Here is a 25022-nt window from a genome sequence, read left to right as displayed (position 1 = left end):
CGGCTGCTCCCGGTATCCGGTTCATCGGCTGGGGTCGCCGGCGGCCTTCCTCCCGAGATGGAATACCTGCGCCCGCGAGACCACCTCCGCATGCTGACGAGGCCACCCGAAGGCATGCGCGAGTAGTTCGAGGAACTCGGTGGCGGGCGGCTCCAGTGCGTAGATCACCTTCGGCGGAAACGAATCTGCGGAAGTGCGGCTCAGTAGCCCGATAGCGGTCATTCTGGCGAGCGACCTGGCCAGAATGCTATCGTGCAGCACCGCGTGACGGTCCGGCCAATTCTCGTCGACGCGGTACCCGTTCACTCGCGACAGAATCTCCGAAGGTCGCAGAGGTCCGTCGGACAATGCGACCATCACTGGGATGGTCCATTTATCACCGAAGATGTGCAGCATGTCGTAGACGTCGTGAAGAAACGCCTCGTCGTCGGCCATGACTCCTCCTGGATGACCTGTTGTTCCCCGACGTCGCAGCCCATGCGCCACGGCGACCGCCCCAGAGCGGGCAGGTCCGGCCAGCCTGACGACCCGTCCGCCGCTCCGCGGTCGAACCGGTGACGTTCACTCGAACAGAGCAGTACCACGGTCAGCAGCGTGTCACCACCGTCCAGAATCTCACGAAGCGTAGCTGGCCGGGTGATCATTATTGCCGAAAGTAGTTGCAGATGGGGGTTCAATCGAGGGCTCAACGAAGGGGTCAACCGACGGTTCCGACTTGGCCCGCACCCCACCGTCGCGACGAAGCCCCAGCGTGCTGGCCACGGTGACGGATCACCTGGTGTACCAGACTCGCTTGGCAACAAGCACTGGTTCACGTCGGGCGCCCGTCGCCTGCGTCCACTTCTGATCGATTCTTGCTCGCACTCGTTCCGATCCCTTCATTGCTCCCTGTGAATGTCGATTCCGGTTACCCCTATTCCCACTCCCCCTCACTTACGCTCGCATTCATGACGGGAATGCCACTTCCCTGTTTGACGGCCGAGCCGTTTCGATCCCGCCTTCGGTGATTCACCACTGCGGTGAAGTGTTGGTCGGGGTTATTGAACAATTATCACGATCGACCCCGACTGAAGTCGTGTGAATCGTTGCCATGCGGTGGGTCGAGGAGTATATTGGTGGTTGTCACCCGGAGGCCCCCGAAAGGGGTCGGAGGCACCCAATGAGGGCCGAGGCGGAGACGAAATCCAATGGTCAGAACGGGTGAGTTGTGCCCGACGATCCGGCCTGCGCAACCGACCGGCCCCGGAACGGGCCAGAACAGGAGATCGAGATGGACGTCGAGGCGACGCTCGCGGAACTGCGGGCCCTGGTCACCGGGTGCCTGAGCACCGGATACAGCGACGGGTGCCCCACTGAATGGGCCCAGGACGCGCTCGAGGCCCTGGAGCTGGTGGCCGGGCTGGACGAGTACCTGTCCCGCGGTGGCTGCCTGCCGAGCGGGTGGACCCGATGAGCACCCCCACCACGCCCGAGGAGACGATCATGCACGCGGCCACCGACCCCACCACGGGGACGCCGACCCTGGCGGCCGCGACCGGCGGGGCCACGGTGCCCGCCACGAGGACCCCGGGTCCGGTGGGGCCCTCGGGGCGGTTGCGCAACGGTGAGCTGCGCCGTCAGGTGGCCGTGTACCTCGCGGACGGGGCCGGGGGCGCGTACACCGCAGGGGAGATCGCCCGGGCGCTGGCGGGCCGCTCCGCGGGGGCGGTGGCCAACGCGCTACAGGTTCTGGCCTCGCGAGGGGAGGCGGTTGTGGTCGGCACAGGCCCGACCCGGTACGGGCCGACACCGAGTACCACATCCGCCGCGACCGGCACCACTCCCGGCGGCACCGCGTCCGGCCCCGCTGTGAGCGGCACCCCGGGACCGGGAGGCCCTACGACGCCCCGGGCCCGTCGAGGCCCCACCCCCGGCTCGGCCGCGACCGTCACGGCCGGGCCAGGTGCGGTCGCGACGTCGGGTACCGGTGCGGTGGAGGAGCCGGTGTCCGGGCCGGTGCCGCGCCCGAACGGGCAGCTCTACCACCCGCGTCTCGTCGCTGGCATGCCCGATGTGACCGCGCTGCGCAAGCTGCGCGCGGCCGGGGTGCCCGCCCTGCTCTACGGCCCGCCCGGCACGGGGAAGACCTCGGTGGTCGAGGCGGCCTTCGGTGACCTGATCACCGTGCCCGGTGACGGGGACACCACCGTCGCGGACATCGTGGGCGAGTACACCCAGACCCCCGAGGGTCGCTACGTGTTCGTCCACGGCCCGCTGGTCCGGGCGATGCGCGAGGGCCGGTGCCTGTTCGTCGACGACGCGACCCTGATCCCGCCCAACGTGCTGGCCACCCTGTATCCGGCGATGGACGGGCGCCGTCAGGTGATCGTGAAGGCCAACGGTGGCGAGGTCGTCGATGCCGCCGCAGGGTTCTACGTGGTGGCGGGGCACAACCCCGGGGTGCACGGCGCGGTCCTCACCGACGCGTTGTCCTCGCGGTTCTCCGCGCAGATCCAGGTGTCCTCGGACTATGACCTCGCCACCCAGCTCAAAATCGACCGCCGCGCGGTGCGCGCGGCGCGCAACCTCGCGACCCGGCAACGTCGGGGCGAGGTCGGGTGGGCACCGCAGCTGCGTGAGCTGATCGCGTTCTCCAAGATCGCCAAGGTCCTCGGGGTCGAGGCGGCCGCCGGGAACCTCGTCGGGGTCGCCCCGGAGGAGGACCGCGACACCGTCGCCACCGTGGTCCGCGACGCGTTCGGCGCCGAGCACACCCCACTGTCCCTGGGCCCCCGCATCTGACCCGACCCACCCCCCGGGCCGTGAGAAGGCCCCGGCCGAGCCCCCAACCGCTACCGCCCGACCCGAAGGAGCACGACATGACCGCCCACCCGACCGCCCACGTGATCGCCGACCCGGACGCCACCCCGGCCCCGGCCGCCGACCCGACCTGGCTGGCCCTGTCTGTCGCGCTGACCGACGAGGTCCCGGTCATCGCCGACCGCGACGACCTCCTGGTCACCATCGCACCGGGTGCGGGCCGGGGCGCCCCGGCATGTTTCCTGCCCGCACTGGCCACCATCGAGGTCGACAGCGCCCACCTCGGCGCGGTCGACCCCACCACGATCGCGCCGCACCGGATTGGGGATCGGGCCCGCTACGGGCCCGCGTGGGGGCTACTGGTCCACGAGTGCGCCCACGCCGCGCACTCGGTGTGGGAGAACCCCTCCGGGGCGCCCCCGGGCGCGGTCGCCGCAGCGACCCTGCTCGAGGAGTCGCGGATCGAGGCCGCGCACATCCGACGCCGCCCCGATGACCGGCACTGGCTCCGCGCCTCGGCCACCCACCTCATCCTCGCCGACTTCGCCATGACCCCGGCCGCTGTGCCCACCCCAGCCGTTGTGCCCACCCCGGGCCCTGCGCCCATCACCGTGACCCTGACGGCCCCGGCCGCCGGGCACGATGCGGGCCTTGTGGGCGGACCGGGAGGCGTCGCCCCGGCGCCTACCGCCCGCGCGGTGGGTGGGCCCGCGATGACCCCCGGGAACGCTGGACGGGCGGCCGCGCTGCTGCTGGCCCGGGTCGACGCCGGGATCCTCACCGACGACGAGGTCGCCCCGGTCACCTCCGCAGTGACCGAGGTCCTCGGCGAGGAGACCCTCGCGACGCTGCGCGAGATCTGGACCGCCGCGCACGCCACCGGCGATGACGACACCGGCGCCATGATCGAGCTGGGTCGCCGCTGGTGCACCGCGCTGGGCACCGACCCCACCACCGATCCGGCCGACCCGGCGGGGACGGGAGGTGGCGTCGCCGGGGGTGACGGTTCGGCGGCCGACGGTTCGGGGAACGACGGTCCGGACGGCCCGGCCGACGATGAGTCCTCGGTGCTGGCCCGGGCGATCGGCGACGCGGTGGCCCGGGTCGCCCTCATGGTCGGCAACGAGACGACTCCCGCCGACCCCGCCGACGCTCCCACTGGGGGCGCTGCGGCGGAGGGGGTGTCGACCGCGGAGGCGGCCGCGCGGGCGGACGCCGATGCTGCGGCGCTGCGGGTGTTCGGCCCGCCCGGCACCGACGACGCGGGGTCCGCCCCGTGCAGCGGCACCCGGGGTCGTGGGTGGTCGGAGGTGATCGCGGGGACCCGGGCGCCCACCCGGGCGGAACGGCAAGCCGCGCGCCAGGTCGGTCGGTTGCTCGACACCGCCGGGATCCGCGACCGGGTCGCCACCCGCACCACCTCCGCGCTGCCACCGGGACGGCTGCGGATGCGCGGCGTGCTGGCGGCCGACGCGCAACGGGCGGCCGGGGCGATCCCGACCGCGGAACCGTTCACCCGCACCACCCGCCGCACGGTGCCGACCCCGCCGCTGCGCGTCGGGGTGGCGTGCGACGTGTCCAGCTCGATGCGCGGGTTCGCGAAGCCGGTCGCGTCGGCGGCGTGGATCCTCGCGCACGCCGCCGCGCACACCCGGGTCGCCACCACCACGGTCACGGTCACCTTCGGCGACGAGGTCCATGCGATCACCCGCCCCGGGACCGCGCCGCGTGAGGTGACCCGGTTCAACGCCCCGGACGGCTACGAGGTCATCGACGAGGCGATCGATGCCCTCGACGGCGCGCTGGGGCTGTCTCGGCCGGGCGCGGCGCGGCTGTTGGTGATCGTGTCCGACGGCTACTTCTCCCCGGCCCCCCGGATCGCCGCGCAGACGAAGGTCGACCGGCTCGTCAGGGCCGGGTGCGGGGTGCTGTGGCTCGCCCCGCACCCCACCGCCCGGGCGTTGCACGGCGCCACCATGCAGGCCCTGGCCGACCCCGCCGCGTCCGCGCAGGCCATCGCCCGGGCCGCCACCCGCGCCCTGCACTCCACCCGCTGACCGATCCGGACGGGCCCCCGCACGGGGGCCCGTCCGGGGCGCGGGACGGGCGGAGCATCACAACCGCCCCGCGACGGCCACCCCTTCCCTTCTCACGGAGGGGCTCGGAGGTGGGCCGGGAGCCGCTCGACACGACTCTGACGTGCACGAACACCTTTCCGTAGAGATCGCTTGACTTCACCACCGCGCAGAGCGCTCATATCCGTGTAGCCCAGCACCACCCGGCAGCGCGCGCCGACGGGCCACACCGCCCCCGGGGGCATGACCCACCCACCGAACACCCATCACAAAGGGGAACGTCATGCCCGCACCACGAACCACCCGCACCACCACGGCGCCGGACACCACGGCGCCGGACAGCACCGTGCCGGACGCGGCGGGGTCGGACGTGGCCGCCGATGACCCCGGCACCCAGGACGGCGCCACGGACCCGACGACGACTCCCACGGCGGCGGGCCCGGACAGCCCGGCGCCCCGGGCCTTGACCCGGCACCGGCGCGGCACCCGGAGCCCCAACGCCACCACCGCGACGGCCGCCGCGCCGGACGACCCCGCCCCGGAGCCCGGTACCGACAGTGCGCCCCCGGACACCGCCGCGCCGGATCCGGCCGCTGCGGAGGCCACGACAGATGACGTGGCCCCTGCGTCCGACACCGACACCGACACCGACACCGACACCGGAGATGGGGGTGACAAGAGCCCGGTCGCTGACGATGTGTGGGCCGAGCTGCGCAAGCAGCCGGGCTGTACCGCCACCGAACTCGCCCGGTCGGTGCCCGCGAGCCGCAGCGTCGTGCTCAAGCTGTTGAACCGGTGGTGCGCCGAGGGCAGCGTGGACACCACACCCGGTGCGACCGCGCGGGCCGCGACCCGCTACTTCGCCCTGCCCTCGACCCTGCCGCCCGCAGACACCACCACTGGGGAGCCCACCTCGTCCGCTTCCTCGGAGCCGAGCACGCCGGGGCAGACGAGCATCCCGGGGGAGACGACCACACCGCCGATGACGACGCTTCCGCCGCAGGACGAGATGGCCCACACGGGTACGGCTGACACGCACGACACCGGCACACCCGGACCTGCCCGGACGAACTCTTCGGGATCGGTTCGGCTGGGGTCGGGTGCGTTGCACGGGATGGTCGAGGACTTCCTGCGCGAGCACTCCGACGGCGAGCACGGCCCGGTCGCGGTCGCGAAGGCGGTCGGTCGCTCCTCGGGCGCGGTGGCCAACGCGCTCGAGCGCATGGTCTCCTCCGGGTGGGCGGTGCGGACGTCGGACAAGCCCAAGCGGTACCGGATCGCGGAGGCCTCCGACGACGTCCCCACGGCCACCCCGGCCACGGCGCCGGTTTCGGGTGCCCCGACGGCGGCAGGAGACACCCTGGGTGCGGCCCCGGTCGGCCCAGTCGTCGGCGTAGCCGACGGCGGTCCGGGCGACGACCGGGACGACGGCACGGACAACGCGGCCGGTGGCGCGACGGCGCGGGCCGGTCGGGGCGGGCGGGTGTCGAACGGTTCGGCCCGGTCCGGGCGGAAGGAGCACGCGACGACCGTGCCGGGCTGAGCCGAGCCTGTCGGGGGCGGTGACCTTCTGGTCACCGCCCCCGTTCTCTGCTCCACGGGCCAGCACCGGTAACGAGTTGATGTTCGAACCGGCGGAATGACGGTGGGCTGCGTAGTTCATCCAGCGGCCTCCTGCGGCGTCGGACCATCGGTTGGCGGTGGCGGGATGGATGCCGAGCAGGTCGGCGATGACGATCGGTGGTAGTTCCGCGGCGAGGTGGAGCAGGGCCGCGTTGCGGGCCAGGCGCAGGGGGATGTCGTGACGGGCGAGGCGGGCCATGAGGGTCGCGGGGTGCGCGGGACGGTCGGGTTGGCGCCCGGGGAACAGCCATCGACGGTCGGCGAGGCTCGCGGCGACGCCGCGGGGTCGGCTGTCGGGGAGCTGGGTGATCAGCTCGGCCAGTGGTGGCGGGATGAGCAGGCGGTCGCGGCCGAGGGAGAGCGTGACGGCCGAGTCGGGGGCGGGGGCGATGTCGTCGAGGGTGAGCTGGGAGATGGTGCTGGCGCGTTGGCCGTAGAGCAGCACGAGGAGTCCGGCGACCCGGTCGGCGGTCGGGATCGTCGTGTCGGCGAGCAGGCGCCGGCTGGCGGCCCAGCGGTGCTGGTCGTCGAGGAAGTCACGGGGCAGCTGGTTGGGCGCTGGGGTGGGCGCGGTGAGTGTGGTCAGGTGTTGGCGGCGGGCCCAGTTGAGGAAGACGAGCGCGGCGCGGGGGTTGGGGATGGCGGCCAGGGCGGTGTCGAGCTCGGGTTGGGTGGCGTGGGGGAGGTCGCTCCCGGTGTCGTGGAGCGCGGTGAGCAGGCGCGCGGCCGCGGTGATCTGGCTGCGGGCGCGGTGGGCGGCGGCCGGGCTTGCGGGCGTGTGCTCGGCGCGGGCGCGGAGGCGGCGCAGCAGCTGCCAGGTGAGGTAGGAGCGCAGCAGGGTCTTGTCGGCGGGGTGGTCGAGCGTGTCGATGGTGGTGTCGGCGTGGGCGTGCACTCGGGCGAGCCGTTCGTCGCGTTCGGGCAGCGCGCCGGCGGCGACGAGGAGTCGGCGTAGGTGCTCGACGGCGCCTGCGCCGGTGACGGAGTCGGCGTCGGGGGCGGGGGCGGCGGTGTCCATGGTGGCGTGGGTGAGGGGAAGCTCGCCGGTGGCGATGCGGGTGAGTAGGCGGGCGGCGGGGCTGCGGTGCAGCCAGCCCAGCGCGGTGCGCGGGTTGTCGATGGCGGCGATTGCGTCCCGCAGCGTGCGGAGCCGGGTGGGGACGGTGTCGGCGCCGGGCGGGGTCAGGAGGTTGTCGAGGCGGGTGGTGAGCTGGCAGCGGAAGCACCAGGGTGTCCGGTCAGGGCCGGTGGTGCGACAGAGGTCGCGGGCGCCGCACTGCTGGCAGGTCAGCGCTGGTGCCTGGTGGCAGGTCGGGCAGAGGTCCGGACTGGTCGCGGTGGCGCGGACAGCGACGCGGCGGGTGCGTCCGCAGACCCCGCAGGGTCGGCGGGGGAAGCTCACGCAGCGCGCGCACAGGGTCTGCCCGGCCTGGCCGCGGCCCTCGCCGCGGACCGCGACCGGCCCGATCCGGCCGCATTGCTCGCAGCGGTGGCGGGGGGCGTGGTGGCGGGCGTAGCAGGTGACGCAGAGCGGGGCGCCCTCGCTGGTGCGGGCGTTGACCGGGCGGTCGCGGTGGCAGCCGGCGCACTCGCGCCACGTCTTGGGGTCGCGGTTGCGGCAGGTCGCGCAGCGGGGCGCCCCGTCGACGCGGTCTTTGACCAGCCGCGCCCGGCCGCAGAAGGCGCACTCGGCGATGCTCATGGCTGCTCCCGCACGATCCGGGCCCGGGTCGGGGTGGCCGGGCGCGGCGCGTCGGCGGGATCGGGTCCGCTCGGTGCTCGGCCGGCGGCGGCGCGGCGGGCGCGCTGGGTGCCCTCGTGCGCGTCGGTGCTGATCAACTCGGCGGGGGTGACCCCGAGGATGTCGCAGAGCGCGGCCAGGACCTGCATGTTCAGCCGCTCGGGCGTGCCGGTGACCAGCCGGTAGACCTGGGTGTAGTGCAACTCGATCCCGCGCTCGGCCAGCAGCGGCACCAGGTCCGTGGTGGCGAACATGCCGTGCTCGGCCATCAGCCGGCGCAGGTTCCAGGTGTAGCTCACCGTGCGCATCAGCGGTCCCCGTCCTGCCGGTCGAGGCCGTCGCCGCTGCCGCTGCCGCTGCCGTCAACGATGGGCCCGGCGGCGAGGCCGGCGTCGAGGGCGCGGCGCAGCATCTGGTTCTTGTGGTCGCCGCTGACCCCGGTGTAGAGCGCGGTGGTCGATCCCCAGCGGTGCCCGACCTGCTGCTGGACGAAGAACGCGTCGAACCCGTCCTCGATCAGGTGCGTCACGTAGGAGTGGCGCAGGCAGTGCGGGTGCAGCTCGGCGGGCAGGCCGAGCTCGTCGCGGTACTGGGCGAACCGGGTGTCGATGTAGGCCGCGCGGATCCGGCCCCCGCGCTCAGTCGGCCACAACGCTGGACGCGATCCGGGTGTGTAGCGCGGCCTGATGTGCTCGAGGTACTCCGTGAGCACCTCGACCGACCAGCCCATCACCGTCAGCACGGTGCGCCGTCGGGGTGGGCTGCCGCGCATCGCCTTGCCGTAGCGGACGTTGCAGGCGCCGAACCGGCCGAACTCGGGCGCCTTGGGGTTGCGGGTGAAGTCGGCGACATCCAGCATCGCCGCCTCGTTGCGCCGCAATCCGTAGGCGTAGATGACCTTGAACAGGGTGGCGTCGCGGAACGCCGCGACCGAGCCCTTGCGCCCGAGCCGGTCGGCCCGTTCCACCTGCTCGTCGGCGAAGTCGAAGAACTTCTGCAGCTCCACCCGGGTGAACGGACGCACCTGCGGGCGGCCCTCGTGATCGGCGCTGTGGCGTGCGGTGTTCCACTCGTGGCAGATCTGCACCGGATGTGTGCCGAACCGCTGCAGGCACTCCTCGGACCACCCGTATCGGCGGTCGGTGACATAGCTCAAGAACATGGCCACCGAGTTCTGGTAGTAGCGCAGCGTGGCGTGCGAGCACGGCGACGGACCCGAGCGCAGCGCGCTGGCCCAGTCCTCGACATCACCAGGCGTCCACTGCCACGGCCAGGTCCCGGTGAAGTGCGCGAACCGGCGCAGCACCGACTCCCGCTGTCCGATCGTGATCACAGACAACAGCCGGGCCGACTGCTGTCCGCACCAGCCCGCGATCATTGCCTCGAACATCGCCTGCTCCGGATGCAGATGCGCAACGTTCCCGGCCAGCTCACGATGCGCCGCGCCAGCGATATCGAGCCGTTCAACTCCCACGATTCCTCCTTGCATCAAGTGCATGGAGCTTGCATCAGATGCAAGGCGTGAGGTGTCCGGCCTGGTAGAACACTCGATAGAAGAGAATCGACGCCGACCTCGGTCACCGCAGGTACCGGGTGGTGGCCGCGATATAGGTCCGCGGATCTTGCATTCAGCGGAATTATGCATATTATCAGTCAACGGAGATGTGGATGTGGTCGTAGTGGCATCCGGTGAGGTTGGTGGGGTCGGGGCAGCCGTAGATGTCGGAGTGATAGACGGCCCAGGTCGGTGATCGGGCGGTCCAGATCCGTCCTTACCAGATGAGGTAGTCGATGCCGTAGGCGGGTTGAGCGGTGGTCAACCAGTTCGCGGTCTGCCAGCCGCGGGAGACGTCGATGGGGTCGTCGGCGTCGAAGAAGATGTCGCAGGCCCTGCCGAGGGGGTGGTCGCTGGTGGGATTGTGCAGGTGGGCGTCCCAGCAGGTGGCGCCACCGCTGGTGGCTCCGGTGGCGGCGAGGGCCTGGTAGAGGGTGTGCATGCGCGGGGTGAGCCGCCCGCCGGTACCGGTGGGATCGGGGAGGGTGGCCTGCTCGGCGGGCCAGGTGCCGCTGCGGGCGCCGGTGGCGGCGGCGCGGTAGGTGTCGGCTTGGGCGAGGACCTGGTCGACGTAGGCGGTGGAACGGTTGTAGACGAACAGGGCGGCCCGCAGGTCGCCGGTGCGGGCGCCGTTGTCGCAGAGGTAGTGCGCGGCGGCGTGCACGGCGTCGTGTGGGACATACCGCGAGGGCGGGTCGGCGCCCCCGGGAGGGAGGGTGTGCCGGGTGGTGACCTCGGCGAAGGTGGGCGCGAGGAACTGCATGGGCCCGGCCGCTATCTCCGGGTCACGACGATACGGCCAGCTCAGATTGCGTTCGAGGGGTGAGCGACGTGAGCGAGGTGCTCGTGGGTCCGAGCAGGAGGGTCCTCGCCTTCGACGCTGGTTCGGCCATTGGCACTAAGCGCGTCGGCCAGCGTCCGGTGGAGTCACTCCGGCGTCGGAGGCGCAGCATCTGCCGGGGTGGGCTGAACGGAGCTGCGGATGGCGTCGATCTCGTCTCGGGCCGCCGCGAGCATCTCGGCGGCGCAGGCGGCGCAGTAGCCCTTCTTTCCGGCGGCGGGACCGCGCTCACCGACGAGGAGCAGTCGCTCTCCAGGCCGAACGGCGTGCGATTTGCTGCGGGAGCACTTGCGGGTCCGCTTGGCGGTCTCGATGGTCAGCCGCAGGAGGAGTGTGCGGGGCGCGCGGGGCATCACGCGATCCTGGTTCGGATGTCGGCCTCGACCTTGTCGCCGATGTCGTCGAGGTGGTCCATCGCCTCGTTGATCTCCTCGATGGTCCAGTCGGAGCGCGTGCCGGTCGGCCGGCCGACGTGGTCGTCGATCGCGACGTTCATCAGCCTGATCGTCGCGTCGAGGTCGGTCTTGGCGCTGATGCCCCCGCGCGCGATGAGCTTCTTGCCAGCGAGGGAGAGCCCGACGGCGTCGCAGATGCGCTTGGCCACCGACTTCGTCCGCTCGGCCAGGAGGATCCGTCGAGCCTTCCTCTTGGCCTGTGGCTGGACGATCTGGGCGACCGGGGTGTCAGGATGCCCTGCGCTGCGGCGGTCGTCGATGAGGGCGATGAGGATGTCGCGGTCGAGTCCGGCGGCGTCCGGGTCGATGCCCTGCGCGCGCAGCGCGTCGATGACGCGGTCGGGGAGCTCCTCCAGGGGGACGTCGAGGTAGTCCTCGGTGAGGAACTGGTCGAGGATCTGTTCGTGCTCGACCCGCAGTCGCGCGTTGACCGGGACGCGGGTGGTGGAGGTCGACCCGGTGCGTGCGGGCGGTGTGTCGGTGCTGTTGAGCCAGGCTTCGACGAGGATCTTGTCCTGCTCGTCGATGAGCTTGAAGTCGTCCCAGAGCTTCTCGATGTTGAGACCGACGTGGCTGACGATGGCGGCGCGGTTGTCGGGGTGGCCGATCGTGTTGGGCCGGTTGACGCGCATCACCCTGCCGACGAACTGGATGTAGGGCGAGAGCGAGCGGTAAGGCCGGAAGACCGCCGCGACCGAGAGCTGTTTATGGTCGAAGCCCTCACCGAGCATGTCGACCTGGACGATGACGTCGAGTTCACCGTTCTCGAGCCGCTGCCGGATGCGGTCCCGCTCGGCCTGCGGCATGCGGGAGTGAATCTCCGCGGCGGTCAGCCCGCGCTCCTGATAGAGAGCCCTGACCCGGCGTGCGTGGTCGATGGAGCAGGCGGCGGCGATGATCTGGTGCTTGATCTGGCTGCCCTCGCGCAGGTTCTCCATCATCTGGATCGAGGCGTCGACGATGGAGACGTTGCAGGGCTCGGAGAGCGCGATGCCCTTGCTGAACCAGGTCCTCTCGCGCAGCCGCAGCACCTCCTCGAGCGAGTGCTCCTTGGTGTTGCCCTCGTCGCCGTAGCAAAAGGTCAGCTTGGTAGGGGCGACGTTGATCGAGGTTATGAAGGTGATGTAACCCTTCTTGATCGCCGTGGCGATGGGGTAGCTGAAGATCGGGTCGCCCTCGACGGGCTGGTTGTCGGCGCGGAACGGGGTCGCGGTCAGACTGATGATCTTCGCCCGGGGGAACTTCGCGAAGACCTCGACCCAGCTGGTCGCGGCCGCGTGATGGCCCTCGTCGTTGATGATGAGGTCGAAGAAGTCGTCGGGCAGCGTCGGCAACCAGCGCCCGCCCTGCCGGGCGAGCTGGTGGATGTTGGTGACGACGACGTGAGCCCCGGGGAGATCACTCTGGTTGGCGCTGGCGTCCAGGGCGGTGATCCAAGGCCCCGAGGTGAAGTCGTTGAGGACGCCGAACGACCGGTAGAAGCACTTCGGGGTGCTCGCGTCGAAGGCGGTGACGAGCTGCTTGTTGATCGTGAGGTTCGGCGCGATGACCAGGACGCGGCCGCGGGCGATGCCGAAGGGCAGCAGCGTGATCAACCCGGACTTGCCGCAGCCGACCGGGATGCGCTCGACCGCGCGAGTGCCGCCCTCGGCGAAGTAGCGGACCGCGGCGGCGTGGCCGTCGCGCTGGGGATCGCGCAGCTGGTCGTTCGAGGCAATGACGGGTGCGGAGGTCGTGAAGAACTCGGCGATGTCGCTGTTGGACAAGGTCATGGCGTGTCCCTCGGGGAAGGAGGTCGGGGTGAGCGCGGGACCCGGAGCGGGGAGCAGGGTCGGTTCAGGGGAGCGAGGTCGAGTCAGCCGGGTGTCGTGCTCTCGTCGAAGTAGTTCTGGACGTGGTGGCGCAGGTGGGGGTGCAGGCTGCGCAGGGTGAACTCGGTGACCGTCCAGCGGACGGCCCCCTCGGAGGCGGCGGTGAGTCCCTCGACGGCGGCGCAGGCCTGCTCGGTGGTCCGGACGCCCTGCAGCATCGTCGCGACCGTGCTGCGGACGTGCCACCGGTTGTAGCGGGCTCCGAGTTCGCAGAGGGCCGTAGTGGTTTCGCGCAGGATCCGCAGGTCGCGGGTGGCGTCGACGGCGTGGCGGCAGAAGTCGGCCAGGACGTCGCAGAACTCGAAGGAGAACTCCGCCTTCGCGATGTAGCCCGTGAAGCGGGAGAAGACGTTGCTGAACGCGCTCGGCCTGCTCTGCCAGAGCATCCGGATCGCGTAGGGCCGGATCCAGGGCAGCACCCTCGTCAGGGCGGCCATGTCCTCCTCGTCGTCCTCGTCGAGGCTCGCGGCCCAGCTGATCAGCTCGTCGAGGGCGGTCGCCTCGGGCTTGGGGAGCCGGACGCGGGCCAGCAACCGGGCGGCGGTGTCGTTCGGCAGCTCGGGGCGGTTGTTGTCGAGTGAGGCGACCGCGCGTTCGACCGCGGCGCAGAACGCGGCTGCGGAGGGGTGGCGATCGGCCGGGCGCGGGGAGATCGCCGTCTCGATCACCGACCGGAAGATGCTGTTGGGGACCGCGGCGCTGTTGGGAAAATCGCCCGTCACCAGGTGCTGCAGCACCTTGCCCAGGGCGTAGACATCGGACTGGACGGTGGCGTCGTAGGCGTTGCGCAGCTGCTCGGGCGCGGAGTAGTCGTCGGTGCCCATCCCGAACCTGGTGTGCGGAGTCAGCCGGGTGGCGCGTTCGACCTCGACGGCCAACCCGAAGTCGGCGATCGCCCAGGAGCCCTGGGCGGTGCGCAGGATGTTGTCGGGCTTGAGGTCGCGGTGCAGGATGCTCTGATCGTGGAGATAGGTCAGGCCGGCGCAGACCTGCTTCATGACGTCGAGGATCAAGGCCGGCTGACCGGCGAACTCCTCGATCTCGTCGGCCAGGCTCTGCTGGGCCAGGGGCATCGCGAACCAGTGACCACCGCCCGACGTCTCTCCCGACGCGAGCACCGTCATCACGTTCGGGTGGCTGCACTTCTCGAGCAGCCCGAGCTCGCGACGGAACCGCTCGACGATGTCGGGATCGGCCAGGTGGACGTTGCGCAGCATCTTGACCGCGACGATCTCCGGCGACGAGCCGGAGTTCTTCCGGTCGTAGGCGCGGAACACGTCGGCGAACCCGCCGCTGCCGATGCTCTCCTCCAGCAGGAACCGGCCGCCCAGGGTCTGGTCGGCCGCCGCGGAGCGAGGCCGGCCAGCGGCGGACGTTCGCAGGCCCGACCCGTTCCAGGCCCTGATCACCGCGAGGTCCCAGACCGGCCCCTGAGCGAGATCGCCCAGCGCCGCAGGGAAGTCGCTGCGCTCGCGCAGCTTCGCCAGCCGTTGCCGGGACACCCTCAGCGCCTGGGCGACCTCCGACACTCCACCGATCTCCATGCACACCACCCTTCTTATTGGTTGTCGTTGAGTCAACGATACTCGCCAGAAATGTTGACCTTCAGGCAACCATTGATCCGGGACGGTCCGTCCCCCTGACCTGCGCATGGACAAGCGGGCGCTCGTCGTGGACCCGACCGTGATGTCGATCTGCGTCGGCTGATGCGCAGGGCGCCGGATCGGCTGCCCCGTCGCCGACCGACCTCGACAAGGTCTCGGTGTAACGGAGGGCGCTTCCGGCCGGGCCGGAACGCCTCCTTCGGGATCTCGGCTCACCGTCGTCACGTGGGATGCCGTCGGGCAACCTCGGCCGCATAGCCGGGCCGGGTGTTGCCAGCCACCACAGTCCAGTCGGTGGCGCAGCTGATGCTGGTTCCGAGTAGTTGGCTCAACACGGCCGCGGGAAGCCGGGCGGCGAGGCCCATGAGGGCGGTGTCGCGGCCGGCGCGGGCGCCGAGACCGAGGATCTGGAGCCAGCGCATGAGCCCGGAGGCCGGCGCGGACGATGCCGCGGGCGTAGCGGGACTGGGTGGCGTCGATCGGGCGCTCAGGGGTGGATCTTGCACCGGATGCAATTCCCGAGGGTCTCAGAAGACGGAGACGTGGATGTGGTCGTAGTGGCATCCGGTGAGGTTGGCGGGGTCGGGGCAGTTGTAGACGTCGGAGTTGTAGGTGCTCCAGGTGGGTGATCGGGCGCTCCAGATCTGTCCCTGCCAGATGATGTTGCGGATGCCGTAGGTGGCTTGGGCGGTGGTGAGCCAGTTCGCGACGGTCCAGCCGTAGGCGACGTCGGCCGGATCGTTCGGCTTGTAGAACAGGTCGCAGGCCTTGCCGCGGGGGTGGTCGCTGGTGGGGTTGTGCAGGTGGGGGTCCCAGCAGGTGGCGCCGCCGCGGGTGGCGCCGGCGGCGGCGAGGGTCTGGTAGAGGGTGTTCATGCGCGGGGTGAGCTGTCCGCCGGTGCCGGTGGGGTCGGGCAGGGTGGCCTGCTCGTCGGTCCACCCTCTGGTCTGGGCGCCGGTGCCCGTGGTGATGCTGCGGTAGTCGTCGGCCCGGGCGAGGACATGGTCGACGTACCAGTCGGCGTGGTTGTAGGCGAAGACCGCGCCGCGCAGGTCGGTGCGGGCGTCGTTGTCGCAGAGCAGGAACGCGGCGGCGTGGATGGCGTCGTGGGGGTTGTAGCGCGAGGGCGGGGTGGCGCCGCCGGGCGGGATCTGGTGTCGGGCGAGGATGGCGTCCCAGGTGGTGGGGATGATCTGCATGGGGCCGGCGGCTCGGTAGGGGTTCTCGCCGGTGTGGACGCCGCGCAGGGTGCTGCGGCCGTGGTCGGACTCGACCTTGCCGATGGCGGCGAGCACGGTCCAGTCCAGGCCGGGGCAGACGGTCGCGGCTTGCTGGTAGAGGGCCAGCTGCTCGGGCGGGATGTCGGTGAGCGCGGTCTGGCTCGGCGCCGAGGTGCCGCCCAGACCGGCGCCGAGCAGTGCGGCGAGCGATCCGATGATGGCGATGACGAGCAGCAGGATCATGGCGGCAACTGCGGCGGCGATCTTGGTTGCGGTGGACATGGTCGGTCACCTCCGGACGGTTGCGACAGAATTGGGCGGTGCGCAATCGGTGCCGGCCAGGCCCGGTCCCCGGTGTGCGTGTGTCGAGCGCACGGTTTGCCTCAGCGTGTCGGGGGCTGGTTCTCGGCGCGGATCATGCGGCGCAGGCTGGTGCGTGCAGCGGCGAGGTCGTCCTCGAGCGTGGTGATCTGGGCGCGCAGTTCGTGGATGATCGACTCGTGCCGGGCGGCGGCCGCGGACAGCGCGGTGTTGGTGCGGGTGAGCTCGTCGATGCGGGCGACGAGATCGGACCTGGTGCGGGTGTCGAGCTGGGTGCCCAGCGCGCGGCGGAGCTGGTCGGCGTGCTCCGCGCGGTCGGTGCGCAGCCGGGTGATCTCGGCACGGGCGAGCGCGAGGTCGGTCCGCAACGTGGCGACGGCGGCCGTGTCGCTGCGAGACGGGTTGTCCAGGGTGTCGGACGCGGCGGTGTCGGCGGTGCCGCGTTGCCGGTCGCGCGCCTTCTCGACGGCGTCACGGATGCCGGGGGCGTAGACCAGCCAGGTGGACACCTGCGCTCGGCGGGCGAGCGCAGCGGCGGTGATGGGGTCGCCGTCGGCGAGCATGACGTCCAGGGTGGCGAGGACCCGGGCGCGTTTCGCGGCGCTGTCGCGATGGCGCGCAGCGAGCATCGCCTCGGCGCTGCGCGACACCGTCGCCCCGTCGGTCTCCGAGGTGGCGGACGGGACGGTGGTCGCCCCGGTGTCGTGGATGCTCACGGTTGGTCCTTGACGGTGAGCGGCAGCAGCGTGCGCGTCAGGCCGGTGCGTTGGCCGGCGCGGAGCTTGCGCAGAACGGTGCTGGCCTGCTGGGCCTCGGCGCGTTCATCGTCGGGCAGCGCGGCGAGCCGGTCGCGCATGGCGGCGGCGACGTGGCCGAACGCGTCGGCTTGGTCGGCGAGGTTGCGGGTGACGAAGCCGTCGGCGTCCAGGGCGAGCGCGGTCTCTCGGTCGGCGCGCAGCGCGTTGATGTGTTCCTCGATGGCCGGCAGGTAGGACGGGTCGGGGCGGTAGAAGCCGCAGCCGGCGCACTGGAACCGGATCGGGCAGCCCTTGCCGCCGGCCTTGACGTTGGAGGGCTCGATGCAGTTGCCGAACGGCACCGCCACCGATCGCAGCTCGTAGCTCGTCACCGAGCCGTTCGCGGTGCCGGTGGTCGTGCTCGTGGTTGTGGTCGTGCTCGTGGCCAGGCCGGGCCCGGAGCACCGGTGCCCGGTCCGGTCGTGGACGTAGCGGCTCATGATGGCGATGGCCTGCCGCTTTCGGGTGAGCCCGACCTTGTAGTAGCCCTGGGTGACGCTCAGGTCGCGGTGGTCCATCAACTCCTTGAGGACCTCGACGCCAACCCCGGCGTCGGCGTGGCGTTGGGCGTAGGAGTGCCGGAACGCATACGGGTAGATCAGTGCGCGGTCGAAGGGCAGCGGTGCGCCGTCGGGGCCGGGGAGGTCACTGTGCAGGGCGGGGATCGCAGCAACCCAGCGGCGCAGCGCGGTGGCCAACCGGATCGTGGTGAGGTGCCCGGGCCCCGCGGAGGCGTGCGGTGCGGGGAACAGCCAGCGGCGGTTCGAGTCGGGGAGGTCGAGCTGGCCGCGGTGGTCCTGCCAGCGCTCGATGATCCGCGCGGTATCGGTGGTGATCGGCAGGCGGCGGCGGAGCCGACGCTGCTTGTGGTTGTCGTAGACCAGCGCGTACTGGTCGCCGTCGATCTCCAGGCAGTCCGCGGACAGCGTCACCAGCTCCCCGGGGCGCCGGCCGGTGTCGCGCAGGACCTGATAAGCGGTGGCGAACAGCGCCGCCGAGTCGCGTTCGGTCCAGGACCGACCGTGACGGTGGCCGTGCTGCCAGAGGTCGAGGTGCGCGTCGAGCTGGGCGATCACGGTCTCGGGAACGGCCTTGCCGAGTTCGTCCTCGTTGACCTCGTCGCTGCGGATCGACTGGGTGGAGCGGCGGTGGAACGTCGCGGCCAGCTCGGCCAGCTCGCCGGTGGCGCGGCCGAAGTCGAGCACTTCGTGCAGCCGTGCCCACAGCCCGCGCCGGAAGTGGCTGTTGTAGCGCTGCCCGTCGGGGCGGGCGGCGCGGGTGAACGCGTCGAACACCACGGTCATGTCGGCGAAGGACAACTCGCCCGGCCGGTGACCCCCGCCGGACCGCTGCCCCAGGGCGTGTGAGGCCAGCGTGCAGGCCTGCACCGCCCGGGCGAGCTTCGGCCCGTCCGGGCGCACGGTGTGCGCCCACTGCTTGGCCGCGTCGCGCAACCACTGCTGCTGGATCGGGGTGAAGTCGACCGTGGTCAGGTTCGCCCGGCGCCCGGCGCGAGGCGCAGCCAGGTCGAGCGCCAGACAGTCCCACACATCACCGTCGGTGTGGGTGACGCCGCGGAACTGCTCGAACGCCAATCCGACGATCCGGGTCAGGATCCGCGCGTAGGCGCGGACCGCGCCGTTGCGCGGCAACCCCACCACCAGCTGCTCGTAGGTCCGCTCGGTCAACGAGCCGAGCCCGGCACCCAGACCGGTGGGGTGAGGATCGGCGTCGGGGTCGGTGAGGCACGTGACCAGGGCGCGCATCGCGACCGGGTCGATCTTGTGGCCTTGGCCGTCGCGCTGTTGCAGCGCGTAGAGCAGCTCGCGGCGCAGGACCGGTGACAGCGCGGCAAGGCTGAACTGGTGACCGTGACCGAGGCGTTGCCAGCGGCGCGCCCACTGCTGCGGCGGGATCTGCCTTGCGCGCGCCCGTCCGGACTGGCTGCGCCGCCACGCCCGCCGATGCGCGCTGCACAACCCCTGCCCGGCACCGGGACGACGATCGAGATCGCCACCGCCGAGATCACCGCTGCCGAGATCACCGCCGGCGGCTCCTGCGCCCACCTCGGCGGTGGCGTCGTGGGCGGTGGCGTCGTGGGCGCAGCCGGGCACCTGACAGGCCGGGACTGCAGGCAGCGGCCGAGCGTGCTGGTCGCGCCACCGCGCGAGGGTCAGGGTGCCGCCGCCGTCGCGGTAGCGAAACCACGCGCTGCCGTGGGAGTTGCACAACCCGGACAGATTGCTGATCCGTCGCCGCTCGCAGCCGACGCCGTCGCGGGCCACCACGCAGGTCTGCCCGGTCAACCGGGCCGACCGCGGCTTGACCGGCCGGTGGGTGGCGAGGAAGGCCACCCGGGTCACGTCGCTGCTCGCCAGCGCCCGCTCGCAGCCACCGCAGAGCGTGCGGGAGTTGACCACCGCAGCACAGCGCGCGACCAGGCACCTCGTCGAGGTGGTGGCCGGGTTGTCCGGGTCCCCGGTGAACAGCCACGTCTCGGGGTCGAACTCCTCGGGTCGCCAGTCCGGCGCGAGCCGCTCCTCCAGGAACGCCGTCCAGGCATCCCGATCAACGCTCGACACACCGCTCGGCGCTGGCTCGGCCGTCGCCTGCCCGGAGATCACTGTCAGCCCCGAGCCGGGGCCCGCCCGCCTGCGCGGGATCCTGGCCGTCACGTCCGCGCCCGTCATGTCCGCGCCCATGCCGCGCCGGTCTCGACCGCGGCCCGCTTGTCGGCCTCGTCCGGGTGCAGGTAAGGCTGCATCGACACCGGCGAGGCGTGGCCGAGCAACTGCTGCACGGTGTCGCGCGAGGTGCCCTGGCGCAGCCAGGTCGTCGCGGCGGTGTGGCGCAGCAGATGCGGGCGCACCGTCATCCCGGTTCGCTCGGCGAGCCCGTCGAACATCTCTTTCGTGCTCCCGTAGCCCATGCCACGGCCCAGCGGCGGCCGGTAGAGGTTGACGAACACCAGCGGGTTTCCCCCGCCGTCGGGGACGTCCGGGTCGCTGAGCCGGTGGGCGCGTTCGTGCAGGTAGTCGGCGTAGAGGTCGATCGCTTCGGTCGGGACCGGGATCGACCGCGGGAACCGCGACTTCGCCAACGCGCTGTTGGTGTTGCCCGGGCGGCGGCGCACGTGCAGGTGCGGCCCGCCGATCGGGCAGCCCAGGTCGCGGGAGTCGGTGAGCAGGTGCATGTCCTCGCGGTGCAGGCCCAGCGCCTCACCGATCCGGATCCCGGTCATCGCGATCAACGCCACCAGGCACCGATCCCGCGGGTTGCCCGCGGCGGCGAGCAGCGGCGCGATCTGTTCGGGCTCCAGGAACTCAAACGGCGCCTCGGCGGTGGCGAACCGCAGCACCCGCGAGCGCACCGTGCGGAACTGCTCGTCCTCACCGGCCTCATAGCCAGGGGGCAGGAACCGAAGATGGCGCGGCTCGTGCAGCCGCCGCACCAGCGTCGGGTCAACCAGGTCGTGGCGTGCGCAGAACCGCAGGAACTCACACACCGTGCTCAAGATCGCGTCCGCGGTCCCCGGCGACCGGTACCGCGTCGGCCCGGCACCGCCGCGGCGCGCGGGCAACGGCTCGACCACCAGCCAGCGCTTGAACCCCACCAGCTGGTCCAGCCGCGGCATCGCCCAGTCCAGCCAAGCCCCTCAGCCGCGCACCAGGACAGGAACACCGCGACCCGCCCGGCATAGACCCGCTCGGTGTTTCACCGAGCGGTCCAACCCGCGCAGGCCCGCAAGGAACGCGCACGCCTCGACGTGCAGCCCGAAGTCATCGTCGACCACCACCCAGGCTGTGGCGTCATCGGGCGGCAGCACCACGCGCTCGGCTCGAAACTTCATGATCATGAAGGCGGAACCGTAGACGATCATGACTCGCACCCTGCGGATACCTCACCGGCACGTGGCGTGTCGACCGCGTTCCTCACGTTACTCGGCGCCTGCGCCGACCCGGAGATAACGCCAGCGCCGGATGCGTTCTCGCCGTCGCGGACACCGGGCAGCGGGGAGCGGCCGTGGTCGGTCTCGACCTTGCCGACGGCGGCGAGGACGGTCCAGTCGAGTCCGGGGCAGGTGCCGGACGCGGCCCGGTAGAGGTTGAGGTAGTCGGGGGGCATGTCGGCGAGCGCTGCGGTGCTGGGGCCGCTCGGGCCGAACAGCGAGGTGATCATCGAGCCCAGGGCGGCGGCGATGAGCAGCGGGATGAGCAAGATTGCGGCGAGCGCGGCGGCGCCGATCTTCGTGGCCATCGGTCGGTCACCTTCGGGGTCTGGCGGCGTGGCGTGACCCGACGGGCGGCATGGGGTGCGGAGGGGCGAGCCGGTGGGGCTGCTCCGCCCGGGTCCCGGTGTCGCGTCCATGGTCGGGTGGGTTCCCGTCCGCCCCGTCGGCGCCGCCTCGGTTGTCACTGGGGTGCGCGGCGGATTCGGGTGGGTGGACGTTCGGCCAGGCTTCGGCGAGGTGGTGCAGCGGGAGCCTCGCGCCGGCGCCGGCCGGAGTGGCGCCCGGGCTGATGTGCAGGGGGAGCCAGACGGGGTCGGCGGGGCTGGGGTGCGCGGCGTGGGGGTCGAGGAGCCCGGCGGCGGCGGTGGCGACCGGCACCGTGTCGGGTTGGTCGAGCCCCTGCCAGATGCGGTGTAGCTGGCGCCGGGCGCTGGCCTCGCGTCGCGCGGTGGGCAGCCAGATCAGCAGCGGGGTGGTGATGCCGGTGGCCGCGGCGAGCGCGGCGTACCCGGCGAGCTTCCCGGCGAGCTTGGCCAGGGCTTCGGTGCCCTGGTCGAACTCGAGGAAGAACTCGACGTGTCGGCCGTCGCGGTGGAAGCGGCCGTAGGCGTCGGGTTTGGTGAGGTCGCCGAAGTGCCGGGCGCAGCGGGCCTCGGACCACCAGGCGCCCACCGCGGTGTCCCTGCCCGGCTCCGAGCCGTCGGCCCGGTTGTCGTGTCGGGCGGTGACGTGGCGGGTGGCGGCGATGAGGGCGGTGAACCACTCGTTGACCCCGACGAGGTGGGCCAGGCGCAGGTTGTGGGCGACGCCGAAGGCCCGGTTGTGGCGGTAGCCCAGGTCCTTGACCTCGAGGCCCTCCTCGGCAGCGAGGACGGCGGCGCCGGCGGTGCCCAGGACATAGTGCATGGGTGCGGTCCCGACGGAGGCGAAGGGCTGGAAGCGGTCGATCACCGACCAGAGGTAGAGCTCGCGCAGCCGTTGGGTGCCCGAGCGGTAGGAGGGGAACGCGAGCGCGGTGATCTGGGTGGAGGTCAGGACGCGGTGCTCGTGCAGCATCCGGATGATCCAGCGGTCCCGTGGGGTGAGTCGCCAGGCGAGGCGGGCCTGGTGTTCGGCGGTGTTCGCGCAGCGCGGTGTGGCCTGGCCGGGTGCGGCGCTGCGCAGCGCCCGCTGCGGCGTGTGCTGGGTGATCGACATGACGATGTCCTTCCGAGGGTGCCGGGGTCGGGCAGGGCGGCGTGCGATAACCGGTGCGAGGAAGTGGTGCGGTCAGCGGCGGCGCGGGTCGCCGTGGATCACCGGTGCGGGCGGCCGGTCGGCCGCCGGCCGGTCGTCGGGGCGTCGCCTGGAGGGGCCGGGGGGCGAGGCGGGAACGTCGCGGACCTGGGTCGGATCGGCGGTCGGGCGCCCACCGGGCTGGTTGTTCCGGGCGCGGTGTTGCCGCGAGGCGGCGGCGGCGCGGATCTCGCGGGACCGGCCGGGCGTGGGCGGGGGCAGGGGGTTGGTACGCAGGGTGAACGCCTCGGTCTGCTCGCCGTGCAGGACCAGGCGGGCGGCGGCGTGGAAGGCGCCGAGGTGGGCGAGGTCGTGCTCGCCCAGGCGCGGTGCGGTGTGGCGGGACAGCTCGCGGGCGTCCTCCGGGCCGGAGTTGAAGAAGATCTTGGAGCGGGCGTTGGTGGATAGTCCCTCGCGGAGCTCGCGAGGGAGCTGCCCGAGGTGCTGGTGGGCCAACGTCAGGGCGACGCGGAAACCGCGGGCTTCGGCGAGCATGTCCTCGATGGGGTAGGGCAGGTTGAGGAAGTTGTGGGCCTCGTCGATGACCAGCGCGGCGTCACGGCGCAGGCGTTGCGGGGTGGCGGCGCGGGCGGTGGTGGCCTGCCAGGCGGCGGCGACGGTCAGCGACCCGATCAGGCGGGTGGTCTCCTCACCGAGGGAGCCCTTGGGAATCCGGACGAGGCAGATACCGCCGTCGAGGATCTCGTTCATGTCGACGGTGGAGGGCCCGGCAGCGAGGGCGTCGCGGACGAAGGGGCGCAGCAGGAACGCCCGGAGCTTGTTCATCAGCGGGGAGATGACCTGCGACCGGGAGGCGTCGGTGAGGGTGTCGTACCAGTCCCAGAACCCGCGCAGGACGGGGTCGGTGACCGCGGCGGTGACGCGGTCGCGGTAGGCGGGGTCGGTGAGCAGGCGGGGCAGGTCGGCCAGCGTCGTGACGCCGTGTTGGGTGCGCAGGGTGAGGCAGGCGGCGCGCATGACGTCGTCGGTGCGGGGTCCCCAGAACGCCGAGTAGACCCGCCGGAACACCGACACGACGTTGTCGACGGTCAGGTCGGTCTCCCCGCCGTGCAGCGGGTTGAGACACGGCGGGACGGTCTTGCTGTCGGCGTCGAACAGCACGACCCGGTCCGCCGCCGCGGCGGGCATCCGGGACAGGATGTCGGTGACGAGGTCGCCCTTGGGGTCGATGAGCACCACACCGCGGCCGGTGTCGATGTCGGCGAGGATCATCGTGGCGAGCAGGGTCGACTTGCCCGAGCCGGTGGCGCCGATGACGTGCAGGTGATGGCGCGCGTCGGGCACGCGGAGCGCGATGGGGCGTTCGTGGTTGGTGTCGCTGTTCCCCAGCGGCTTGCTGTCCGGTCCGGGTGCGGCGATGCCGGGCGGTGGGGCGACGGCGCGGGCTCCGGCGCGGTGCAGGCCGGGGACGGAGTCGTCGGTGGGCAGGTGCGCGATCGCGGCCAGCTCGGGGATGGAAAGCAGGTCACCTCGGCGCAGCCGTCGCCCGGTCAGCACGGCGTCGACGTGGCGTCGGATCCGGATACGGGTGTAGCGGTTGTGTTCGGTGTAGGAGGCGAACGACGCGGCGAGGGCGTGTGCCCGTCCGCGGGCGACGTCGAGGGCGGCGCGCCGGGAGTGCTCGTCGGCGTCGGCGTGCAGTTCGAGGGCGACGGCGTAGCGCACCACGGTCTCGTATTGGGAGCCGTGCTCCTTGCCGATGACGGCGCGGTTGAGCGCGGAGTGCTCCAGCGAGGTCTGGGGGTTCCGCCCGGCCGCGCCCGGTGTGCGGGAGCCGGATGCGCGGGGGCCGGTGGGCATGCCGGGGGTGAGGAGGTCGAGCAGCCGCCCGACCACCGACGGGGAGGTCCCGGAGTGCAGCCGGCGCGCGGCCAGGCGGGCCCGGGCGACCCGAGCACCGGTGACGGGGCGGGCGAGGACCTGGACGCAGGCGTGTTCGTGAGGGCGCAGGCCGGTGGCGGCGCCGATGAGGGCGCGGATCGGGTCGGCGTCGAAGTCGGTGCGTATCGGCAGCGCCTCGGGTCGGGCGAGGCGCAGCTCGGCGCCGGTCATCACGCGGCGCCGGCCGGGGCGCGGCGTCGGGAGCGGTGACTCGGCGGGGCCGGTGTGGGTGTGCGCGCCGGGCCAGGCGGCCTCGATCGCGCGCTCGACCATGCCGGGCGGGACCGAGCCGGGCACCCAGAGCCGGATGGTGACTCCGGTGTCGGAGAACAGGTACTCGCACCCCAGATGGGGCTGTCCGGACACGGTGCGGCGCCAGGCCGGTCGCAGCAGCCCGACCAGGTTCGACCACAACGCCTCCCCGCCCGCGGGGTCGACGTCGGGTGGGGCGAGCATGGTGATCTGGCGGGCGTCGCCGACGAGCCGGTCGTGGCGGCGCCGCATCCATCGGCGGTGCCCGGCCGGCGCGGCGGCGCCCACCAGGGCCAGCGCGGGTACCAGCAGCGGACCCCAGACCGAGGCCCATCCGGCGACGGTGTCGAAGAGGTCCTGCACGGTGCCGAGCGGGTCGCGCAGGTAGTCCCCGATCGGGCCGCCGGTGAACGGCGGTGCGATGGGCGGCGGGGCGGGTGGTGGGGGCGGTCCGGACATG

General features: G+C 72.1%; 20 protein-coding genes. 5 read left to right on the top strand and 15 right to left on the bottom strand.

From position 1 onward, the window contains the following. Window positions 1-21 precede the first annotated feature (21 nt). Entirely contained in the window at window positions 22-435 is a 414-nt protein-coding gene (locus tag FB558_RS30775) for a winged helix-turn-helix transcriptional regulator (protein ID WP_142059625.1), read from the bottom strand. A gap of 835 nt (window positions 436-1270) precedes the next feature. Here FB558_RS30775 and FB558_RS30770 point away from each other — a divergent pair. From FB558_RS30770 to FB558_RS30750, 5 genes are all read left to right on the top strand, one after another. Further along, window positions 1271-1453, top strand: coding sequence for a hypothetical protein (locus tag FB558_RS30770; RefSeq protein WP_142059623.1), 183 nt, complete (start codon window positions 1271-1273; stop codon window positions 1451-1453). Then, the gene (locus tag FB558_RS30765; RefSeq protein ID WP_246106875.1) at window positions 1450-2781 is read left to right on the top strand and encodes an AAA family ATPase; all 1332 of its coding nucleotides are present in this window, start codon (window positions 1450-1452) and stop codon (window positions 2779-2781) included. Before FB558_RS30770 ends, FB558_RS30765 begins: the two co-directional genes overlap by 4 nt. A 77-nt stretch (window positions 2782-2858) precedes the next feature. Then, window positions 2859-4856, top strand: a complete 1998-nt coding sequence (locus FB558_RS30760) for a VWA domain-containing protein (RefSeq protein ID WP_142059620.1) — start codon at window positions 2859-2861, stop codon at window positions 4854-4856. A gap of 301 nt (window positions 4857-5157) precedes the next feature. Then, window positions 5158-6417 (top strand): hypothetical protein, encoded by a 1260-nt coding sequence (locus FB558_RS30755; protein ID WP_142059618.1) that lies wholly within the window; start codon window positions 5158-5160, stop codon window positions 6415-6417. Between the two features lie 258 nt (window positions 6418-6675). Continuing rightward, complete coding sequence (locus FB558_RS30750) at window positions 6676-7452, top strand: hypothetical protein (RefSeq protein ID WP_142059616.1); 777 nt, start codon at window positions 6676-6678, stop codon at window positions 7450-7452. 743 nt (window positions 7453-8195) lie between these two features. On the opposite strand, the gene FB558_RS30745 is transcribed toward FB558_RS30750, so the two are convergent. The 14 genes from FB558_RS30745 to FB558_RS30685 form a co-directional block, all read right to left on the bottom strand. Then, window positions 8196-8546, bottom strand: coding sequence for a helix-turn-helix domain-containing protein (locus FB558_RS30745; protein WP_142059614.1), 351 nt, complete (start codon window positions 8544-8546; stop codon window positions 8196-8198). Then, window positions 8546-9628: a tyrosine-type recombinase/integrase gene (locus tag FB558_RS30740; protein WP_142059612.1), complete on the bottom strand. Its 1083-nt coding sequence runs from the start codon at window positions 9626-9628 to the stop codon at window positions 8546-8548. Before FB558_RS30740 ends, FB558_RS30745 begins: the two co-directional genes overlap by 1 nt. A gap of 382 nt (window positions 9629-10010) precedes the next feature. Then, a complete protein-coding gene (locus FB558_RS45570; RefSeq protein ID WP_342787604.1) occupies window positions 10011-10571 on the bottom strand; it encodes a VldE C-terminal domain-containing protein in 561 nt (186 codons plus the stop codon). 149 nt (window positions 10572-10720) lie between these two features. Next, on the bottom strand, window positions 10721-10987 hold the full coding sequence (locus tag FB558_RS30730) for a hypothetical protein (RefSeq protein ID WP_142059608.1): 267 nt from the start codon (window positions 10985-10987) through the stop codon (window positions 10721-10723). Continuing rightward, the gene (locus FB558_RS30725; protein WP_142059606.1) at window positions 10987-12861 is read right to left on the bottom strand and encodes a DEAD/DEAH box helicase; all 1875 of its coding nucleotides are present in this window, start codon (window positions 12859-12861) and stop codon (window positions 10987-10989) included. Before FB558_RS30725 ends, FB558_RS30730 begins: the two co-directional genes overlap by 1 nt. An 83-nt stretch (window positions 12862-12944) precedes the next feature. Then, the gene (locus tag FB558_RS30720; protein ID WP_142059604.1) at window positions 12945-14504 is read right to left on the bottom strand and encodes a serine/threonine-protein kinase; all 1560 of its coding nucleotides are present in this window, start codon (window positions 14502-14504) and stop codon (window positions 12945-12947) included. A 587-nt stretch (window positions 14505-15091) separates the two neighbouring features. After that, window positions 15092-16066 carry a lytic transglycosylase domain-containing protein gene (locus tag FB558_RS30715; protein WP_142059602.1) on the bottom strand — a complete coding sequence of 325 codons (975 nt, stop codon included), beginning with the start codon at window positions 16064-16066 and terminating at the stop codon, window positions 15092-15094. 101 nt (window positions 16067-16167) lie between these two features. After that, window positions 16168-16821, bottom strand: coding sequence for a DUF6262 family protein (locus FB558_RS30710; RefSeq protein ID WP_211366979.1), 654 nt, complete (start codon window positions 16819-16821; stop codon window positions 16168-16170). Then, window positions 16818-19592 carry a site-specific integrase gene (locus tag FB558_RS30705; protein ID WP_170231608.1) on the bottom strand — a complete coding sequence of 925 codons (2775 nt, stop codon included), beginning with the start codon at window positions 19590-19592 and terminating at the stop codon, window positions 16818-16820. The genes FB558_RS30710 and FB558_RS30705 overlap by 4 nt, the downstream gene beginning before the upstream one ends. Further along, a complete protein-coding gene (locus FB558_RS30700) occupies window positions 19589-20536 on the bottom strand; it encodes a tyrosine-type recombinase/integrase (RefSeq protein ID WP_211366978.1) in 948 nt (315 codons plus the stop codon). Before FB558_RS30700 ends, FB558_RS30705 begins: the two co-directional genes overlap by 4 nt. A 21-nt stretch (window positions 20537-20557) precedes the next feature. Then, window positions 20558-20782, bottom strand: coding sequence for a hypothetical protein (locus FB558_RS44100; RefSeq protein ID WP_211366977.1), 225 nt, complete (start codon window positions 20780-20782; stop codon window positions 20558-20560). Continuing rightward, window positions 20779-21159, bottom strand: coding sequence for a hypothetical protein (locus FB558_RS44875; protein WP_246106874.1), 381 nt, complete (start codon window positions 21157-21159; stop codon window positions 20779-20781). The genes FB558_RS44100 and FB558_RS44875 overlap by 4 nt, the downstream gene beginning before the upstream one ends. Before the next feature lie 7 nt (window positions 21160-21166). After that, window positions 21167-22330, bottom strand: coding sequence for a replication-relaxation family protein (locus FB558_RS30690; RefSeq protein WP_142059598.1), 1164 nt, complete (start codon window positions 22328-22330; stop codon window positions 21167-21169). Between the two features lie 72 nt (window positions 22331-22402). Beyond that, window positions 22403-25021, bottom strand: coding sequence for a helicase HerA domain-containing protein (locus FB558_RS30685; protein WP_142059596.1), 2619 nt, complete (start codon window positions 25019-25021; stop codon window positions 22403-22405). Window position 25022: the final 1 nt, after the last annotated feature.

The organism is Pseudonocardia kunmingensis (genome assembly GCF_006716445.1).
Taxonomy (GTDB): domain Bacteria; phylum Actinomycetota; class Actinomycetes; order Mycobacteriales; family Pseudonocardiaceae; genus Pseudonocardia; species Pseudonocardia kunmingensis.
Note: the sequence above shows the minus strand (reverse complement) of the source record. Positions and strands in the feature narration are given on the sequence as shown.

Excerpts from the sequence above, each read along its gene's own strand:
- FB558_RS30775 (WP_142059625.1), bottom strand. The coding sequence starts at position 435 with ATGGCCGACGACGAGGCGTTTCTTCACGACGTCTACGACATGCTGCAC.
- FB558_RS30770 (WP_142059623.1), top strand. The coding sequence starts at position 1,271 with ATGGACGTCGAGGCGACGCTCGCGGAACTGCGGGCCCTGGTCACCGGG.
- FB558_RS30765 (WP_246106875.1), top strand. The coding sequence starts at position 1,450 with ATGAGCACCCCCACCACGCCCGAGGAGACGATCATGCACGCGGCCACC.
- FB558_RS30760 (WP_142059620.1), top strand. The coding sequence starts at position 2,859 with ATGACCGCCCACCCGACCGCCCACGTGATCGCCGACCCGGACGCCACC.
- FB558_RS30755 (WP_142059618.1), top strand. The coding sequence starts at position 5,158 with ATGCCCGCACCACGAACCACCCGCACCACCACGGCGCCGGACACCACG.
- FB558_RS30745 (WP_142059614.1), bottom strand. The coding sequence starts at position 8,546 with ATGCGCACGGTGAGCTACACCTGGAACCTGCGCCGGCTGATGGCCGAG.
- FB558_RS30740 (WP_142059612.1), bottom strand. The coding sequence starts at position 9,628 with ATGTTCGAGGCAATGATCGCGGGCTGGTGCGGACAGCAGTCGGCCCGG.
- FB558_RS30730 (WP_142059608.1), bottom strand. The coding sequence starts at position 10,987 with ATGCCCCGCGCGCCCCGCACACTCCTCCTGCGGCTGACCATCGAGACC.
- FB558_RS30725 (WP_142059606.1), bottom strand. The coding sequence starts at position 12,861 with ATGACCTTGTCCAACAGCGACATCGCCGAGTTCTTCACGACCTCCGCA.
- FB558_RS30720 (WP_142059604.1), bottom strand. The coding sequence starts at position 14,504 with ATGGAGATCGGTGGAGTGTCGGAGGTCGCCCAGGCGCTGAGGGTGTCC.
- FB558_RS30715 (WP_142059602.1), bottom strand. The coding sequence starts at position 16,066 with ATGTCCACCGCAACCAAGATCGCCGCCGCAGTTGCCGCCATGATCCTG.
- FB558_RS30705 (WP_170231608.1), bottom strand. The coding sequence starts at position 19,592 with ATGACGGGCGCGGACGTGACGGCCAGGATCCCGCGCAGGCGGGCGGGC.
- FB558_RS30700 (WP_211366978.1), bottom strand. The coding sequence starts at position 20,536 with ATGCCGCGGCTGGACCAGCTGGTGGGGTTCAAGCGCTGGCTGGTGGTC.
- FB558_RS44100 (WP_211366977.1), bottom strand. The coding sequence starts at position 20,782 with ATGATCGTCTACGGTTCCGCCTTCATGATCATGAAGTTTCGAGCCGAG.
- FB558_RS44875 (WP_246106874.1), bottom strand. The coding sequence starts at position 21,159 with ATGGCCACGAAGATCGGCGCCGCCGCGCTCGCCGCAATCTTGCTCATC.
- FB558_RS30690 (WP_142059598.1), bottom strand. The coding sequence starts at position 22,330 with ATGTCGATCACCCAGCACACGCCGCAGCGGGCGCTGCGCAGCGCCGCA.
- FB558_RS30685 (WP_142059596.1), bottom strand. The coding sequence starts at position 25,021 with ATGTCCGGACCGCCCCCACCACCCGCCCCGCCGCCCATCGCACCGCCG.